General features: G+C 71.1%; 13 protein-coding genes. All 13 read left to right on the forward strand.

Annotation, left to right across the window (positions count from 1 at the left end):
• Positions 1–62: 62 nt before the first annotated feature.
• The 13 genes from ACFC1J_RS05985 to ACFC1J_RS06045 all read left to right on the forward strand — a co-directional run bounded on the left by ACFC1J_RS05985 (position 63) and on the right by ACFC1J_RS06045 (position 14,596).
• Positions 63–1,964, forward strand: coding sequence for a glycoside hydrolase family 13 protein (locus tag ACFC1J_RS05985; protein WP_375903422.1), 1,902 nt, complete (start codon positions 63–65; stop codon positions 1,962–1,964).
• A gap of 87 nt (positions 1,965–2,051) precedes the next feature.
• A complete protein-coding gene (locus ACFC1J_RS05990; RefSeq protein ID WP_375903424.1) occupies positions 2,052–2,192 on the forward strand; it encodes a hypothetical protein in 141 nt (46 codons plus the stop codon).
• A 123-nt stretch (positions 2,193–2,315) separates the two neighbouring features.
• Positions 2,316–3,437: an ABC transporter gene (locus ACFC1J_RS05995; RefSeq protein WP_375903425.1), complete on the forward strand. Its 1,122-nt coding sequence runs from the start codon at positions 2,316–2,318 to the stop codon at positions 3,435–3,437.
• Between the two features lie 132 nt (positions 3,438–3,569).
• Positions 3,570–3,971, forward strand: a complete 402-nt coding sequence (locus ACFC1J_RS06000; RefSeq protein WP_375903427.1) for a hypothetical protein — start codon at positions 3,570–3,572, stop codon at positions 3,969–3,971.
• 81 nt (positions 3,972–4,052) lie between these two features.
• Positions 4,053–4,700 carry a spermidine/putrescine ABC transporter substrate-binding protein gene (locus tag ACFC1J_RS06005; protein WP_375903429.1) on the forward strand — a complete coding sequence of 216 codons (648 nt, stop codon included), beginning with the start codon at positions 4,053–4,055 and terminating at the stop codon, positions 4,698–4,700.
• Positions 4,701–4,909: 209 nt separating this feature from the next.
• Positions 4,910–5,386 (forward strand): DUF2975 domain-containing protein, encoded by a 477-nt coding sequence (locus ACFC1J_RS06010; protein WP_375903431.1) that lies wholly within the window; start codon positions 4,910–4,912, stop codon positions 5,384–5,386.
• A complete protein-coding gene (locus ACFC1J_RS06015) occupies positions 5,386–5,601 on the forward strand; it encodes a helix-turn-helix domain-containing protein (RefSeq protein WP_375903433.1) in 216 nt (71 codons plus the stop codon). Before ACFC1J_RS06010 ends, ACFC1J_RS06015 begins: the two co-directional genes overlap by 1 nt.
• Positions 5,598–9,485, forward strand: a complete 3,888-nt coding sequence (locus ACFC1J_RS06020; protein ID WP_375903434.1) for an SCO7613 C-terminal domain-containing membrane protein — start codon at positions 5,598–5,600, stop codon at positions 9,483–9,485. Before ACFC1J_RS06015 ends, ACFC1J_RS06020 begins: the two co-directional genes overlap by 4 nt.
• A gap of 231 nt (positions 9,486–9,716) precedes the next feature.
• Positions 9,717–10,085, forward strand: a complete 369-nt coding sequence (rpsL, locus tag ACFC1J_RS06025) for a 30S ribosomal protein S12 (protein WP_013584051.1) — start codon at positions 9,717–9,719, stop codon at positions 10,083–10,085.
• A 5-nt stretch (positions 10,086–10,090) separates the two neighbouring features.
• Complete coding sequence (gene rpsG / locus ACFC1J_RS06030) at positions 10,091–10,561, forward strand: 30S ribosomal protein S7 (protein ID WP_045271034.1); 471 nt, start codon at positions 10,091–10,093, stop codon at positions 10,559–10,561.
• Between the two features lie 136 nt (positions 10,562–10,697).
• Complete coding sequence (fusA, locus tag ACFC1J_RS06035) at positions 10,698–12,812, forward strand: elongation factor G (RefSeq protein WP_375903436.1); 2,115 nt, start codon at positions 10,698–10,700, stop codon at positions 12,810–12,812.
• 158 nt (positions 12,813–12,970) lie between these two features.
• Positions 12,971–14,161: an elongation factor Tu gene (gene tuf, locus ACFC1J_RS06040; RefSeq protein WP_292718950.1), complete on the forward strand. Its 1,191-nt coding sequence runs from the start codon at positions 12,971–12,973 to the stop codon at positions 14,159–14,161.
• Between the two features lie 210 nt (positions 14,162–14,371).
• Complete coding sequence (locus tag ACFC1J_RS06045) at positions 14,372–14,596, forward strand: hypothetical protein (protein WP_375903439.1); 225 nt, start codon at positions 14,372–14,374, stop codon at positions 14,594–14,596.
• Positions 14,597–14,896 lie beyond the last annotated feature (300 nt).

The following is a 14,896-nucleotide window of genomic DNA, read 5'->3' on the forward strand; positions in this document are numbered from 1 at the left end:
GCACCGGTCGTGCAACCACGTCGATTCCCGGCGGGCTGCCGCCGCACTCGGAAAGGCCTGACATGACCGCTCTCCTCCCGCACCACGACGGATCCGCGCTGCACGTCTCGGACGACGCCCCCGCCCTGGGCGACGTCGTCCGGGTGCGGCTGCGCGTGCCGGAGGGCTACGGTCCGCTCACCGCGGTCCGCACTCGCTCCAACCCCGACCACGAGCCGGAGTGGACCGACGCCGAGCGGATCGCCTCCGCGGACGGATGGGACTGGTGGGAGGCGCCGGTCACCGTGCGCAACCCGCGGCACGGGTACCGCTTCCTGCTGCAGCACAGGGACGGCCGGATCGAGTGGCTGAACCAGACCGGCATCCACGGCCTGGAGACGCTCGACGCCGAGGACTTCGCGCTCGTCGCCGAGCCCGCCCCGCCCGCGTGGCTGCACGAGTCGGTGATGTACCAGGTGTTCCCCGACCGCTTCGCCCGCTCCGCGCAGGCCGACGCGCATCCGACCCCGGACTGGGCGATCCCGGCGGACTGGGACGCCCCGGTGGATCCGGTCATGCCCGGCCGCGCCCATCAGTTCTACGGAGGAGACCTCCCCGGCGTCGCCCAGCACCTCGACCATCTCGTCGAGCTCGGTGTCAACCTGCTCTACCTGACGCCCGTGTTCCCCGCCGCGTCCAACCACCGCTACGACGCCTCGAGCTTCCTCCGCGTCGACCCGCTGCTGGGCGGCGACGAGGCCTACGCGCGCCTCATCGAGGAGGCGCACGCCCGCGGGATCAGGGTGATCGGCGACCTGACCAGCAACCATTCGGGCGACCGCCATGAGTGGTTCCGCGCGGCGTTCGGGAACCCAGGAGCCCCCGAGGAGGACTTCTACTACTTCACGGACGACGACAACACCGAGTACGAGTGCTGGCTGGGCGCCCGGAGCCTGCCCAAGTTCGACTGGTCCAGTGAGGAGCTGCGCGAGCGTTTCATCACGAGCGAGGACTCGGCCGTGGCGCGCTGGCTCAAGCCGCCGTACGGGGCGGACGGCTGGCGCGTGGACGTCGCGAACATGACCGGACGCCTCGGCGCGATCGACCTGAACGCCGACGTGCGCCGGCTGCTGCGGGACACGGTGCGGGGGATCAACCCGGACGCGATCCTGCTCGGGGAGTCGACCAACGACGCCACGAGCGACCTCCAGGGCGACGGCTGGGACGGTGCGATGACGTACCCGTCCTTCACCCGCCCGGTGTGGGCCTGGCTCAGCGAGCCGAACGGCGCGCCGTACCTCACCGCAGAGGGGGAGGAGCGCACCGAGAGCTGGTTCTTCGGCATGCAGACCGGCGGGATCCCGCGCTACACCGCGCGCGACGTCGTCGACTCGATCACCCGGTTCACCGGAGGGATCCCCTGGCGGGTGCGGCTCGGCAACATGCAGCCCCTGGACACGCACGACACCGCGCGGTTCGCCACGAACGCCGCGCCCGGCACCGTGCCGGTCGCGGTCGGGCTGTCGATGACGCTCCCGGGGTTGCCCGTGGTGTTCGCCGGCGACGAGTTCGGGCTGACCGGAGTGGACGGAGAGGCCAGCCGCACGCCGATCCCGTGGGGCACCGAGGACCGGCCGGAGACCGCGGAACGGATCGCGCTCTACCGCGACCTCGTCCGGCTCCGGCGTGCGCACCCCGTGCTCGGAACGGGCGGGCTGCGCTGGCTCCACGTCGACGACGAATGCCTCGTGTTCGTGCGGGAGTCCGAGGCCGAGACCGTGCTCGTGCTCGCGGCGCGCGGAGACGTCGACATCGAGCTCCCGCCCGGGGCGCTGACCGGGTCCTCGGCTGCCGAGGACCTGTTCGGGGAGGCCACGCTCGCGGTGGCGGAGGGCGGCGCCGTCGCGCTCGCCGCGGAAGGGCCGGCCTTCGCCGCGTGGGCGCTGCCCGGTGTGGCCGCCCCGACGCCGGTTGATCTCCGGTAGGTCTCCCGACGCCCCGCGAGGGCGCGGGGGACCACCTCCGCCGCGCGCCGCCCTCGCTCGCGCGCTCCGCGCTCGTACCCTCGAGGTATGGCACGGATCGGGGGGCGCAACACCGGGATCGCGTGGCTCGCGGGCGTCGTCTGCGCCGCGGTCATCGCGGGGCTCGTGTACCTCGCCGCGCCCATGGGACCCGTGATGGTGAACTACTTCGCGGACCTGCTGCGGTAGCGACGCGAATCAGGCCGTGATGCGGATCGGGATCCGGCATCCGCACTTTTCCGGCACGTCTCCGCGACGGCGCCCCGCCTCGGAGATAGCCTCGGATCACCGTATCCGTATGGAGGAGCTCACATGAGTGACCACGAGGTTTCGAAGCCGGCGCAGGCGCACGACGTCGACGACGCCGTGGCCGCCGCGCCCGAGACCGACGCCCAGGGCGTCGACACCCCGGCCGCGCCCGCGGAGGCCGTCGACGTGCATCCGGCTCCGGCCGAGGCCGCCGAGACGCAGGCTCCGGCCGCCGACGCCGCATCCCAGGGCACCGGTGAGGACGTCGCCGGGGCCGAGCGACCCGACCACGCCGCCGTCGCGCAGAGCGCGAACGACAGCCTCGCGGAGGCCGAGCGCGCCGCCGACGGGGCGACCGCACGAGGCGAGGCCCCCGCCGCGGACCAGAAGGCCGCCGTCGACGCGGATCTCGCCGCCTTCGAGGCGGCGGAGGCCGCGTACCCCGGCACGTTCGGCGGCACCTTCACGCCGCCGTCGCCCGAAGCCCCCACCGTGGTCGCTGCCGCGGCCGCCGCGGAGACCTCGACGTTCGAGCACGCGACCACCCGCGTCGACACCGTCGCCGAAGCGCCCACGCAGGTGCTCGCGCCGGCCGTCATCACCCCGGGCGCGAGCGATGTGCCGCCGCCGATCTTCGTGCAGGCGCCGGAGCCCCCGCGGGAGCGCGGCAACCGCGGCGCGATCTTCGGCATCGGCCTGCTGGCGGCCGTGGCCTTTGCGATCCTCTACCTCGGCACGGCTCTCGGTATCGCCGCGATCGACGGCAAGGTCACCACCGACAGCATCGGCACCTACCTGCTCGACCAGGCCCGCAGTGCAGGCCTGTGGATCCCGGTCGTCGTGTTCGCGATCGGGTTCTGGCTGCTCGGCGGCATCATCAACCGCGGTCGCTGGGGCTACTGGGTCGTCTTCGGCATCATCGTCGGCGGGTTCGCGTACGGCGGGCACCTGCTCGGCGCGATCGGATCCGTCGAGTTCTGGAAGCTCGGCGCGACCCAGCTGGCCGACACCGTGAACGGACAGCTGCTCGCCCCGCTCGCGATCGCCGCCTTCATCTTCGGCCGCGAGCTCACCATCTGGTTCGGCGCATGGGCCGCCCGCGCCGGCGCCCGCCGCACCGCTCAGAACGAGGAGGCGCAGCGCGAGTACGAGCGCGTCCTCGAAGCCGGACCCCAGCTGCCCTAGCGGCGCCGGCCTGCCCCGCAGGAGAGCATCACGAACGAGTCACCGCCGAACCCCCGCGAGCCCCGGCCCGCGGGGGTTCGGCCCGTCCTCGCCTGGGCGATCGGGGTCATCTCGTTCTTCGCGCTGGCGATCATGGGCCTCGGCGTGCTGAGCCTCTTCGCCGAGCGCGACCTCATCTCGGTGCCCCGCCTCGGTCAGCTGCCGGGCGTCGTCGGCATGGTGCTCGCCGTGGTGGTCTTCGCCCTGGCGCTGTGGGGAGTGCTGGCGAACGCTCATCCGTCGTTCGTCGCGACGGTGTTCCTCGCGCTCGGTGCGGCCCTCGTCCACCTGGGCGGGGTCTGGGGCGCTGCGGTGGCGGAGGGCGCGGGCGCGATCGACGCCACGGCGGCCGCGGGCCAGCTCGTGCTGGGCGGAGCGAGCGCCGTGATCGTGGTGGCGGCGCTCGTCGCGGCGTGGGGGGCGATCGCGCTGCGGCGCACGGAGGCCAGGGCTCCGCGCTGGCCGTGGGAGAAGGACGACGACGAGCAGCCGTGACCCGCGCTCCTCGTGAGCGGCACGGCACCCGATCTCGCGTGCCGTGACCACCCGGGCGCGTCCGCGCCGTACGCTGGAGGCGTGGAGCGCTCGCTGGAGACGCAGGTGGACCAGGCCGTCGAGGCCTGGCTGCGCTGGGTGCCGCGCTGGGAGCCCTCCACGCATCGCGGTCGGGTCGCGCCGTGCCGTCGCTGCCTCGGCTCTCCGGTGCTCTCGGCGGCGGGTATCGGCGGGAACGTGCCGCACGGCGTGCAGCACGGGCTCTCCACGCGCATCAAGACCATCGTCGATCACGCGGTCGCCGAGTACACCGCGCGGAACCTGCCGATGCTGCAGGGCGAGCTCGACCATCAGGCCGCGCGCAATCGCGCCCGCGCCTACCGGCCCACCGAGGATCTCGAGCCCGAGTACGAGGGCATGCCCCTGGATCCGGATCCGGTCCCCGGCGCGCCGTTCCTGTTCACCCTCGCGGGCATGGCCGACGAGGATGCGGGGGAGCTGCCCCCGCTGCCGCCGCTCAGCGAGGACGCGAAGGCCGCGCTGCGTCACGAGGTCGCACTCGCGGACGACTACGCGAACGTCGTCGGGCGCGAGATCTGCGGGCTGCTGCTGCGCCACCGCCTGCGGGTGCAGGCCGCGATCAGCGAGTTCGTGGAGCCGCAGATCGAGGCGATGCTCGCCGAGCTCACCGAGGCGCTGGACTCGCCCTTCGATCCCGACACGCTCTGACCCCGCGCGGGACCTGGACCGGCGAGAAACCAGATCCGGCACGAGACCGACCTGTAGAACGCAGGTCTCATGCCGGATCCGGTTTCTCGCCGAACGGAGGCGCTCGTGCAGCCGAGCGTTCGCTGGGAGCCGCGGTACGGACTGGCGTCTGCCTGCGCGCATGGCTATCGTTTTTCGATAGATACAGATCGCTTTTCGATAGGAGCGCCATGCAACCCCGGATCACCGCCGCACTCAAGGCGCTCATCGTCGTGCTGCTCGCGCTGCTGCTGGCGACCCAGGTGGCGCTCATCCCCGGCGTCGCGGTGCTCGCCGCCGAGCGCAATCCCGAGCTCGCGTATCTGACCGGACCGGGGATCGTCGGCGGGATCGTGCTGGTGGCGCTGATCGAACTCGTGCTCGTCTGCGTCTGGCGGCTGCTGTCGCTCGTCCGCCAGGACCGCATCTTCAGCTCGGGGGCCTTCCTGTACGTCGACATCATCATGGTGACGATGGCCGCCTCGGCGGTGCTGATCGCGGCCGCCGTGGTCGTGCTCCTGCTGGGGCACGCGGTGAACCCCTCGATCCTGCTGCTGGGCGTGGTCGGAGTGGTGATCGGCATCGCCCTCGCCCTGCTGGTCGGCGTGATGCGCGGGCTGCTGCGCAAGGCGCTCGACCTCGAGCAAGATCTGTCCGAGGTCGTCTGATGCCCATCGTGATCGATCTCGACGTGCAGCTCGCGACCAAGAAGATGAGCGTGCAGGAGTTCGCGGACGCCATCGGCATCACACCGGCGAACGTCGCGGTGCTGAAGAACGGCCGCGCCAAGGCGGTGCGGTTCACGACGCTCGACGCGATCTGCCGGGTGCTCGAGTGCCAGCCCGGCGACATCCTGCGCTGGACCGTGGAGGGGGAGGCATGACCGCCTCCGCGGCCTGGGCCGCGATGGCGCTCGACCGGCTGCGCGACGTCGGGCACTGCCCGGTCTGCGACACCGCGGTCGCAGGGCCCACGTGCCCGGCGTGCGGCGCCGACTTCCGGGGGCAGGAGGCGCAGGAGCTGTGGTCGGCATCGCAGCGAGCCGCCGCCGCACTCGCGCGCCGCGAGCAGCTGGTGGCCGCGCTGCCGCGGGTGAGGATCGCGGAGGCCGGCGTGCCGGTCGCGGCGCGCGCGGACGCCGCAGGCGGGATCCCACCCGTCACCGGGATCCCCGGCGCGCCGATCCTCCCGCCTTCGGGTCCACGAGGCGCGGCGTCCGAGCGGAGCACATCGCTGCAGTCGCTGCTGTCCCTGGCAGGTGCCGGACTGTTCGGCACGGCGGCGATCGTGTTCAGCTTCTTCACGCCGGATCTCGCCGCCGCGGCCCGCACCGCCATCGTCGGCGCGACGGGTGCGCTGTTCGTCGCCGGAGCGGTGCTGCTCGCCCGGCGGGGCCTGCGCTTCTCCGCGGAGACGGTCGCGGCTCTCTCGCTGGTCTTCGCCGGGCTCGCCGCGCAGGGCGTCGTCGCCGCCGTCGCGGGCGCGGATCCGTGGCTGCTCAGCGCCGTGCTGACCGCCGCGGGCTCGGCCGTGCTCCTCGCGTCCGCCGGCCGGGCACGGCTGCGCGTCTGGCTCTGGACGGGCGCGATCGGGCTCGCCGTCGCCCCGGCGATGCTCGCGGGCGTCGCGGGCATCGGCGACGTGGGGCTGCTCGCGATCCTCGCCGTCGCCTTCGTGGCGCTCGCCGAGGTCGCCGCGCTGCCACGGCTGGGGGCGCGGTTCCTCGCCGCGGATGCGGCGGATCGCCCCGACGCGGTGGATCGTGTCGACGCCACCGGATCCCCGGAGGCGGAGCAGGGTCGATCCGTCCCCTCCGGCGCGGCTACCGCGTTCGCCCTCGAACGCGGCTCGCTGATCGTGGCGCAGGCGGTCGCCGTGACGATCGTGATGCTGATGAGCGCCGGCCGGCTGGCGACGTTCTCCGGGACGATGCCCGTGCTGGCCCTGACCGCGGTGCTCGTCTGCGTGCACGCGCTGCTCGCGACGCGCAACGGGGGAGCGGTCGTGTGGAGCATCGTCGCGGGCGTTGCCGGCTCTGGCGCCCCCGTGCTCGTGGCGCTGAGCATCGCACCAGGGATGGGCGTGCCGTGGTTCCTGGTCTCCTGCGCCGCGGGCGTCGGACTCGGGCTCGTGCTGCTCTCCGCCGTGCTGCCCCTGCCCCGCACCGCGAGTCCGGCGGCTGTCGGCGGCGGCGGTCTGGGCGTGCTCGCCGCGGCCCTCGCGCCGGGAGGGATCTTCACCGCACTCGCGGGCGGATCGGTCCTGGCCCGGCTGGCCGGCGGCGCGGCCTTCGCCGACGGACCGGTCGCGGAGCTGCCCGCCGAGCTGGGCTGGGCCCTGGTCTCGAGCCTCGTCATCGGGGCGGCCGCACTCGGATCGGTCGCGCTGCTGGCGCACCGCAGGACCGCCCCCTTCCGGGGCGTGTTCGTCGCACTCGCGATCGTGCCCGCCTCGCTTGCGGTGCTGGCCCTCGGGGCGTCCTCGCTGCTTCCCGCGCCGATCCGCATCGGCCTGCTGCTCGGGGCCGCGGTCGCGGTGTCGCTGGTCGTGCGGGTGCCGCGGCACGCGGGGGAGGTCGCACGGATCCTGCTGCTCGTCGCCGCCCACGTCGCGGTCGCGCTCGCCGCCTTCGTCGGCGCGGAGGATCCGACGCTCATGCCCCTCGCGGGCGCGGCGACCCTCCTCTCGCTCCTCGCGCTCGGCGCGGCGCTCCCGCCGGGCGCGCGATTCCTGCTCGTGGGCGCGGGCTTCGGCTACGCGCTCGTGGTGCTCTCGTCGGCGCTCGCACTGGCCGGCATCGGCGGCGTCGCGCTGCTCAGTCTCACCGCGACCGCGGGGCTGCTCGTGGCCGCGGCGGTCACGGCACTGCGGCCGGTGCCGGCCCGCTCCTGGCAGGCGATGCTCGTGGTCGCCGCGGCGCCGTTCGCGATCGGGGTGGCGCAGGTGCTGATCGAGCGCAGCGGCTGGACGGCGCTGCCCACTGCGGCGATGGCGGTGCTCGCCTCGCTGCTGCTGCAGACGCGGCGCGAGGGCGCGGCGCCCGCGGTGCGGCTGCTCGCGGCCGTCGTGATCGTGCCGGCGCTCGCGGTGTCGGTGCTGTGCCTGGGTGCGCAGGTGCTGCCGATGAGCGCCTCCCCAGTGGTGCTGCCGGTGATCGCCGCGCTCGTGGCCGGCGTGCTGCCGATCACCCGGCGGATCCGGCGGGCGCTCGCAGACCGCGGAGTGGGGCGTATCGTCTCGGCCCAGATCCAGACCGCGCTCGAGGCGGGCGCGCTGCTGACCGGAGTGCTCGCCGTCCTGCTGGCGCTCGTGCGCGAGGCGGCAGGCTTCGGCACCGCGTGCGCCGTACTGGCGCTGCTCGCGGCCGGAGCGGGACTCGCCGCCGCGACGACCGGGCGACGGCACCTGCGTGCGGTCGCGGCGATCGCGGCCACGGGTGCGCTGTGGTCGGCGTGGGCCGCGCTCGGAGTGCCCCTGACCGAGGCCTACCTGCTGCCGCCCGCCCTCGCCGCGGTGGCGTTCGGAGTCGTGCGCGCACTCCGGGGCGGGGCCGGAGCGGCGTTCGCGGCGGTCGGATCCGCAGGCGCGATCGTGCCGGTGCTCGTGCTCATCGGCGCCGGCACCACACAGGCGTCGCTGTGGCGGACGGGGGCGCTGCTCGCAGTGTCGTGGCTGCTTGCGGCGGTCGTGGGCGTGCTCGCCCGGAGCGTGCGCCCCGACGACGGCGAGAGCGCCGCGGCGTCGCGGGCATCCGTCGCCGCCCGCCGCCTTCGTCCGGTGGCGTCGTGGCTGGCCGCGGCCTCGGTCGTGGCGGGGCTGGCGGGGACGGCTCAGGCGAACCTGCTCGCCAGGGGCGACGGCGTCGCAGGGCTGCTCCCGGCCCCGCTGACCTCCGGCGCGCTGTTCTTCGCGTGCGTCGCGCTCGCGGCGGCGGGAGGCGCTGGCATGGCGGCGGGCGCCGCCGCGCTGCGAGCGGTCACCACGTCGGCCGCCGTGCGCGGCTCGCGCTGGCTGTTCGTGCCCGCGCTCGTGGCGGCCGCGGCGGGGGTGTGGCCCGCGATCCAGCGGGACTGGCTCTCGATCTGGGGGATGTGGTCGCTCATGCTCGTGCTGCTGGCCGCGATGGCGCTCACGGCACGCCGGGCCGCGCGCGGTGCGTCCACCGTCGCGCCGGTGTGGATCCTGTTCGCCCTCGCGTTCGTGACCGCGGTCGTCGCCTGGAGTCCGCGCGATCTGCGCGTGGAGTGGTTCTCGCTCCCGCTCGGGCTGTTCCTGATCGCGGCGGGGATGCAGGGCCGCTTCGACCGGGCCGCGACGTCCGCGTCCTCCGACGCCGGGCGTGCGGCGCCGAGCTCGGGAGCGGCGACGCCCTCTCCGTCGTTCGCCGCCCTCCACGACTGGCCGAGGGGCGCGACCGGATCCTGGGCGCTGCTCGCCCCCGGCATCGTGGTGACGATGCTCGCCTCGGTCGTGTCGACGTTCACGGATCCGCTCACCGCGCGTGCGATCCTGGTCATGGTGTGCGCGCTGATCGCGATCCTCGTCGGCGCGACCCGGCGGCTCGCGGCGCCGTTCCTGATCGGGCTGATCGTGCTGCCGATCGAGAACGTGTTCGTGTTCGTGGTGCAGATCGGCCGGGGGATCGAATCGATGCCGTGGTGGATCACGCTCGCGGTGATGGGGGCGGTCCTGCTCATCATCGCGACGACCGCCGAACGCCGGGCGGAGCATGCCCCGATGACGGCCCGTCTCCGCGACCTGCGCTGAGCCGCCCGGAGCCCCGGCGCGCCGTCCGAGCGCATTTGACCGGGCGTGTTACCGCGCATTACCATAGAGCGGGTATGCGTGCGTCTTGACGCGCGCGTACCGGGCACCGGCACTCGCCGGTTCCGCCCCCACGGCATACCCACCATTCAAACGCACGGCGTTCTCGGCGCGCGGGCGGGTCTGATGTGAAACCCATCACGCTGTCACCGTGCAGCACAACAAGGAGAAGCAGTGCCAACTATTCAGCAGTTGGTTCGCAAGGGTCGTTCGCCGAAGGTCTCCAAGACCAAGGCTCCCGCCCTGAAGTCGAACCCGCAGCAGGCCGGCGTGTGCACCCGCGTGTACACCACCACCCCGAAGAAGCCGAACTCGGCGATGCGCAAGGTCGCTCGTGTGAAGCTCCGCAACGGTACCGAGGTCACGGCCTACATCCCCGGTGAGGGCCACAACCTGCAGGAGCACTCGCTGGTGCTCGTGCGCGGTGGTCGTGTCAAGGACCTCCCCGGTGTCCGCTACAAGATCGTCCGTGGCGCCCTGGACACCCAGGCCGTCAAGAACCGTAAGCAGGCTCGTTCCCGCTACGGCGCGAAGAAGGGTTGAGTTAGATGCCTCGTAAGGGCCCCGCCCCCAAGCGCCCCGTTGTCAACGACCCGGTCTACGGTGCTCCGATCGTCACCTCGCTGGTGAACAAGATCCTGGTCGACGGCAAGAAGTCCCTCGCCGAGTCGATCGTCTACGGCGCCCTCTCCGGCGTCGAGGCGAAGAACGGTCAGGACGCCGTCGCCACCCTGAAGAAGGCGCTCGACAACGTGCGCCCGACCCTCGAGGTCCGCAGCCGCCGCGTCGGTGGCTCGACCTACCAGGTCCCGGTCGAGGTGAAGCCGCACCGCGCGAACACCCTCGCCCTCCGCTGGCTCGTCAGCTACGCCAAGAGCCGCCGTGAGAAGACCATGACCGAGCGTCTCCAGAACGAGATCCTGGACGCCTCGAACGGCCTGGGTGCCGCGGTCAAGCGCCGCGAGGACACTCACAAGATGGCCGAGTCGAACCGCGCCTTCGCGCACTACCGCTGGTAAGAACCAGTCGGGCCGGGATCGGCACTTCGACGGGCTCAGCGACCGACTGAGGTCCCTGAGCCCGTCGAAGGGCCGGTCCCGGCACCCCACACTTTCCTTCGTCGCGTGACGACAGCAAGAAGATAAGGACACCCCCGTGGCACAAGAAGTGCTCACCGACCTGAGCAAGGTCCGCAACATCGGCATCATGGCGCACATCGATGCCGGTAAGACCACGACGACCGAGCGCATCCTGTTCTACACGGGTGTGAACCACAAGATCGGCGAGACCCACGACGGCGCCTCGACGACCGACTGGATGGAGCAGGAGAAGGAGCGCGGCATCACGATCACGTCCGCCGCCGTGACCTGCTACTGGAACAAGAACCAGATCAACATCATCGACACCCCCGGTCACGTGGACTTCACGGTCGAGGTGGAGCGCTCGCTCCGCGTCCTCGACGGCGCGGTCGCCGTGTTCGACGGCAAGGAGGGCGTCGAGCCCCAGTCCGAGACCGTGTGGCGTCAGGCCGACAAGTACAACGTCCCGCGCATCTGCTTCGTCAACAAGATGGACAAGCTCGGCGCCGACTTCTACTACACGGTCGACACCATCGTGAACCGCCTGGGCGCCAAGCCCCTCGTGCTGCAGCTGCCGATCGGCTCCGAGAGCAGCTTCGTCGGCGTCGTCGACCTCATCGAGATGCGCGCGCTCGTCTGGGCCGGCGACTCGAAGGGCGACGTCACCATGGGCGCCTCCTACGAGGTGCAGGAGATCCCGGCCGACCTCAAGGACAAGGCCGAGGAGTACCGTCAGGCGCTGCTCGAGACCGTCGCCGAGAGCGATGACGTGCTGCTCGAGAAGTTCTTCGGCGGCGAGGAGCTCACCGTCGCCGAGATCAAGGGCGCGATCCGCAAGATGACCGTCGCCTCCGAGATCTACCCGGTGCTGTGCGGTTCGGCGTTCAAGAACCGCGGCGTCCAGCCGATGCTCGACGCCGTCATCGACTACCTGCCGAACCCGCTCGACGTGGGTTCGATCGAGGCGCACGACCCCAAGGACTACGACACGATCATCGAGCGTCACCCCGACGCGAAGGACCCGTTCGCGGCCCTCGCGTTCAAGGTCGCCGTGCACCCGTTCTTCGGTCGCCTCACCTACGTGCGCGTCTACTCGGGACACCTCGACTCCGGTGCCCAGGTCGTCAACTCGACCAAGGGCAAGAAGGAGCGCATCGGGAAGATCTTCCAGATGCACGCCAACAAGGAGATCCCGGTCTCCGCGGTCACTGCGGGCAACATCTACGCGGTCATCGGTCTGAAGGACACCACCACGGGTGACACCCTCACCGACCCGGCCTCGCCGGTGGTCCTCGAGTCGATGACCTTCCCGGAGCCCGTCATCGAGGTCGCGATCGAGCCGAAGACCAAGGCCGACCAGGAGAAGCTGGGTGTCGCCATCCAGAAGCTCGCCGAAGAGGACCCGACGTTCCGCACGGAGCTCAACCCCGAGACCGGTCAGACGACCATCAAGGGCATGGGCGAGCTGCACCTGGACATCCTCGTTGACCGCATGAAGCGCGAGTTCAACGTCGAGGCCAACGTCGGCAAGCCGCAGGTGGCGTACCGCGAGACGATCAAGAAGGCCGTCGAGAAGCACGACTACACGCACAAGAAGCAGACCGGTGGTTCGGGTCAGTTCGCGAAGATCCAGTTCACGATCGAGCCCCTCGATCTCGCTGCCGAGAAGTCGTACGAGTTCGAGAACGCCGTGACCGGTGGTCGCGTGCCGCGCGAGTACATCGGATCCATCGACGCCGGCTTCCAGGACGCGATGAACGTCGGCGTGCTGGCCGGCTACCCGATGGTCGGGGTCAAGGCGATCCTGACCGACGGTGCCGCGCACGACGTCGACTCCTCGGAGATGGCGTTCAAGATCGCCGGATCGATGGGCTTCAAGGAGGCCGCGCGCCGCGCGAACCCCGTGCTGCTCGAGCCGCTGATGGCCGTCGAGGTCCGTACTCCCGAGGAGTACATGGGCGATGTCATCGGCGACCTGAACTCGCGTCGTGGCCAGATCCAGTCGATGGAGGACGCCCAGGGCGTCAAGGTCGTGCGCGCGTCGGTGCCGCTGTCCGAGATGTTCGGCTACATCGGCGACCTGCGCTCGAAGACCTCCGGCCGTGCCGTCTACTCCATGGAGTTCGACAGCTACGCCGAGGTCCCGCGCGCCGTCGCCGACGAGATCATCCAGAAGACCAAGGGCGAGTAAGCCCTAGGAGCCTGGCGGATCCGGGGCCCGTGCCCCGGATCCGCCAGGCACTCAGACAACTTCACATCGTCTCTCTACTAAACTGAGAATCAAACCCGTAGGAAAGCGGTCACAATCCAGTGCCCGGTGCCCCTACATGACGTCCTGAGGAGGACCCAGTGGCTAAGGCCAAGTTCGAGCGGACCAAGCCGCACGTGAACATCGGAACGATCGGTCACGTCGACCACGGCAAGACCACGCTCACCGCTGCGATCTCGAAGGTGCTCGCCGACAAGTTCCCGTCGGCCACCAACGTTCAGCGCGACTTCGCGTCGATCGACTCCGCTCCCGAGGAGCGTCAGCGCGGTATCACGATCAACATCTCGCACGTCGAGTACGAGACCCCGAAGCGTCACTACGCTCACGTCGACGCGCCCGGTCACGCCGACTACATCAAGAACATGATCACCGGTGCGGCTCAGATGGACGGCGCGATCCTCGTGGTCGCCGCCACCGACGGCCCGATGGCGCAGACCCGTGAGCACGTGCTGCTCGCCAAGCAGGTCGGCGTGCCGTACCTGCTGGTCGCGCTGAACAAGGCCGACATGGTCGACGACGAGGAGATCCTGGAGCTCGTCGAGCTCGAGGTCTCCGAGCTGCTCGCCAGCCAGGGCTTCGCCGAGGACGCGCCGGTCGTGCGCGTCTCGGGCCTGAAGGCTCTCGAGGGCGACGAGAAGTGGACGCAGTCGATCCTCGACCTGATGGAGGCCGTCGACAACTCGATCCCGGACCCCATCCGCGACAAGGACAAGCCGTTCCTGATGCCGATCGAGGACGTCTTCACGATCACCGGTCGTGGCACGGTCGTCACCGGTCGCGCCGAGCGCGGCACCCTCGCGATCAACTCCGAGGTCGAGATCGTCGGCATCCGCCCGACGCAGAAGACCACGGTCACGGGTATCGAGATGTTCCACAAGCAGCTCGACGAGGCGTGGGCCGGCGAGAACTGCGGTCTTCTCCTCCGTGGCACCAAGCGCGAGGACGTCGAGCGCGGCCAGGTCGTGGTGAAGCCGGGTTCCATCACCCCGCACACCAACTTCGAGGGCACCGCGTACATCCTGTCCAAGGACGAGGGTGGCCGCCACAACCCCTTCTACACGAACTACCGCCCGCAGTTCTACTTCCGTACCACGGACGTCACCGGCGTCATCTCGCTGCCCGAGGGCACCGAGATGGTCATGCCCGGTGACACCACCGACATGTCGGTCGAGCTGATCCAGCCGATCGCCATGGAGGAGGGCCTCGGCTTCGCGATCCGTGAGGGTGGCCGCACCGTCGGCGCCGGCACGGTCACGAAGATCGTCAAGTAAGCACCTGCTTCCGCGCACAGGGGTCGAGCCTTCGGGCTCGGCCCCTTTGTCGTCGCCGCGGGCGGTCGGCCAGACAGTCCCCGGCGAGGCGCGGAACGACTCTGTGACGCGGGGTGTCACCTCGTGGGAAAGGGCTTCCGTTCACGGGCTCGTCCGGGCAGAATGGCCACGTGCGGGCCGAACGCCGGCTCGATCTAGGGAGGGAACCCCATGGGTCTCGAAGACGCCATCAACGACGCCGTGAACAAGGGCAAGGATTTCATCGAGCAGAACAAGGACAAGATCGACGAGGCTCTGCACAGCGAGCAGGCCGAGGGAATCAGCGACACCATCCTCGGGGGAGCCGCGGATCTCGCCAAGAAGGTCGCCCCCGGTGCGGCCGAGCAGATCGACGGCGTCCGCGAGAACCTCGACAAGTCCGTGGGCAACGAGTGACCCCGAACTGACTTCCTCCGAAGGGCGGAGTGCTGCGGCGCTCCGCCCTTCGTCGTGCCTCGGCCGTGCACGGGGCTCTCGGCGTGCGCTCTCCCGCCATGCACTAACGTGAGTACGGTCCTCCGGGGGAGGACGAGTCCGCTCTCATGGGGTTGAGCGGATGCATGGGGAGACGCTGCTGGGGAGCGGTAGACATGATGTATGGCGGCAGGCGGGCTGTCCGCAGCACGCCCTCGATCCGCGGAGCGCGGAGTTGAGCGTCTTCGGGGCGGCGGAACGCACGGTCGGCGGGTTCGCAGT

The sequence above is a fragment of the Microbacterium sp. NPDC056052 genome, assembly GCF_042266785.1.
Lineage (GTDB): Bacteria > Actinomycetota > Actinomycetes > Actinomycetales > Microbacteriaceae > Microbacterium.

What these genes read in the sequence shown, in the direction of transcription:
- ACFC1J_RS06045 (WP_375903439.1), top strand. Translation starts at nt 14,372, where the DNA reads ATGGGTCTCGAAGACGCCATCAACGACGCCGTGAACAAGGGCAAGGAT.
- ACFC1J_RS06015 (WP_375903433.1), top strand. Translation starts at nt 5,386, where the DNA reads ATGCCCATCGTGATCGATCTCGACGTGCAGCTCGCGACCAAGAAGATG.
- rpsG (WP_045271034.1), top strand. Translation starts at nt 10,091, where the DNA reads ATGCCTCGTAAGGGCCCCGCCCCCAAGCGCCCCGTTGTCAACGACCCG.
- ACFC1J_RS06000 (WP_375903427.1), top strand. Translation starts at nt 3,570, where the DNA reads ATGGGCCTCGGCGTGCTGAGCCTCTTCGCCGAGCGCGACCTCATCTCG.
- ACFC1J_RS06020 (WP_375903434.1), top strand. Translation starts at nt 5,598, where the DNA reads ATGACCGCCTCCGCGGCCTGGGCCGCGATGGCGCTCGACCGGCTGCGC.
- ACFC1J_RS05985 (WP_375903422.1), top strand. Translation starts at nt 63, where the DNA reads ATGACCGCTCTCCTCCCGCACCACGACGGATCCGCGCTGCACGTCTCG.
- ACFC1J_RS05990 (WP_375903424.1), top strand. Translation starts at nt 2,052, where the DNA reads ATGGCACGGATCGGGGGGCGCAACACCGGGATCGCGTGGCTCGCGGGC.
- ACFC1J_RS05995 (WP_375903425.1), top strand. Translation starts at nt 2,316, where the DNA reads ATGAGTGACCACGAGGTTTCGAAGCCGGCGCAGGCGCACGACGTCGAC.
- ACFC1J_RS06010 (WP_375903431.1), top strand. Translation starts at nt 4,910, where the DNA reads ATGCAACCCCGGATCACCGCCGCACTCAAGGCGCTCATCGTCGTGCTG.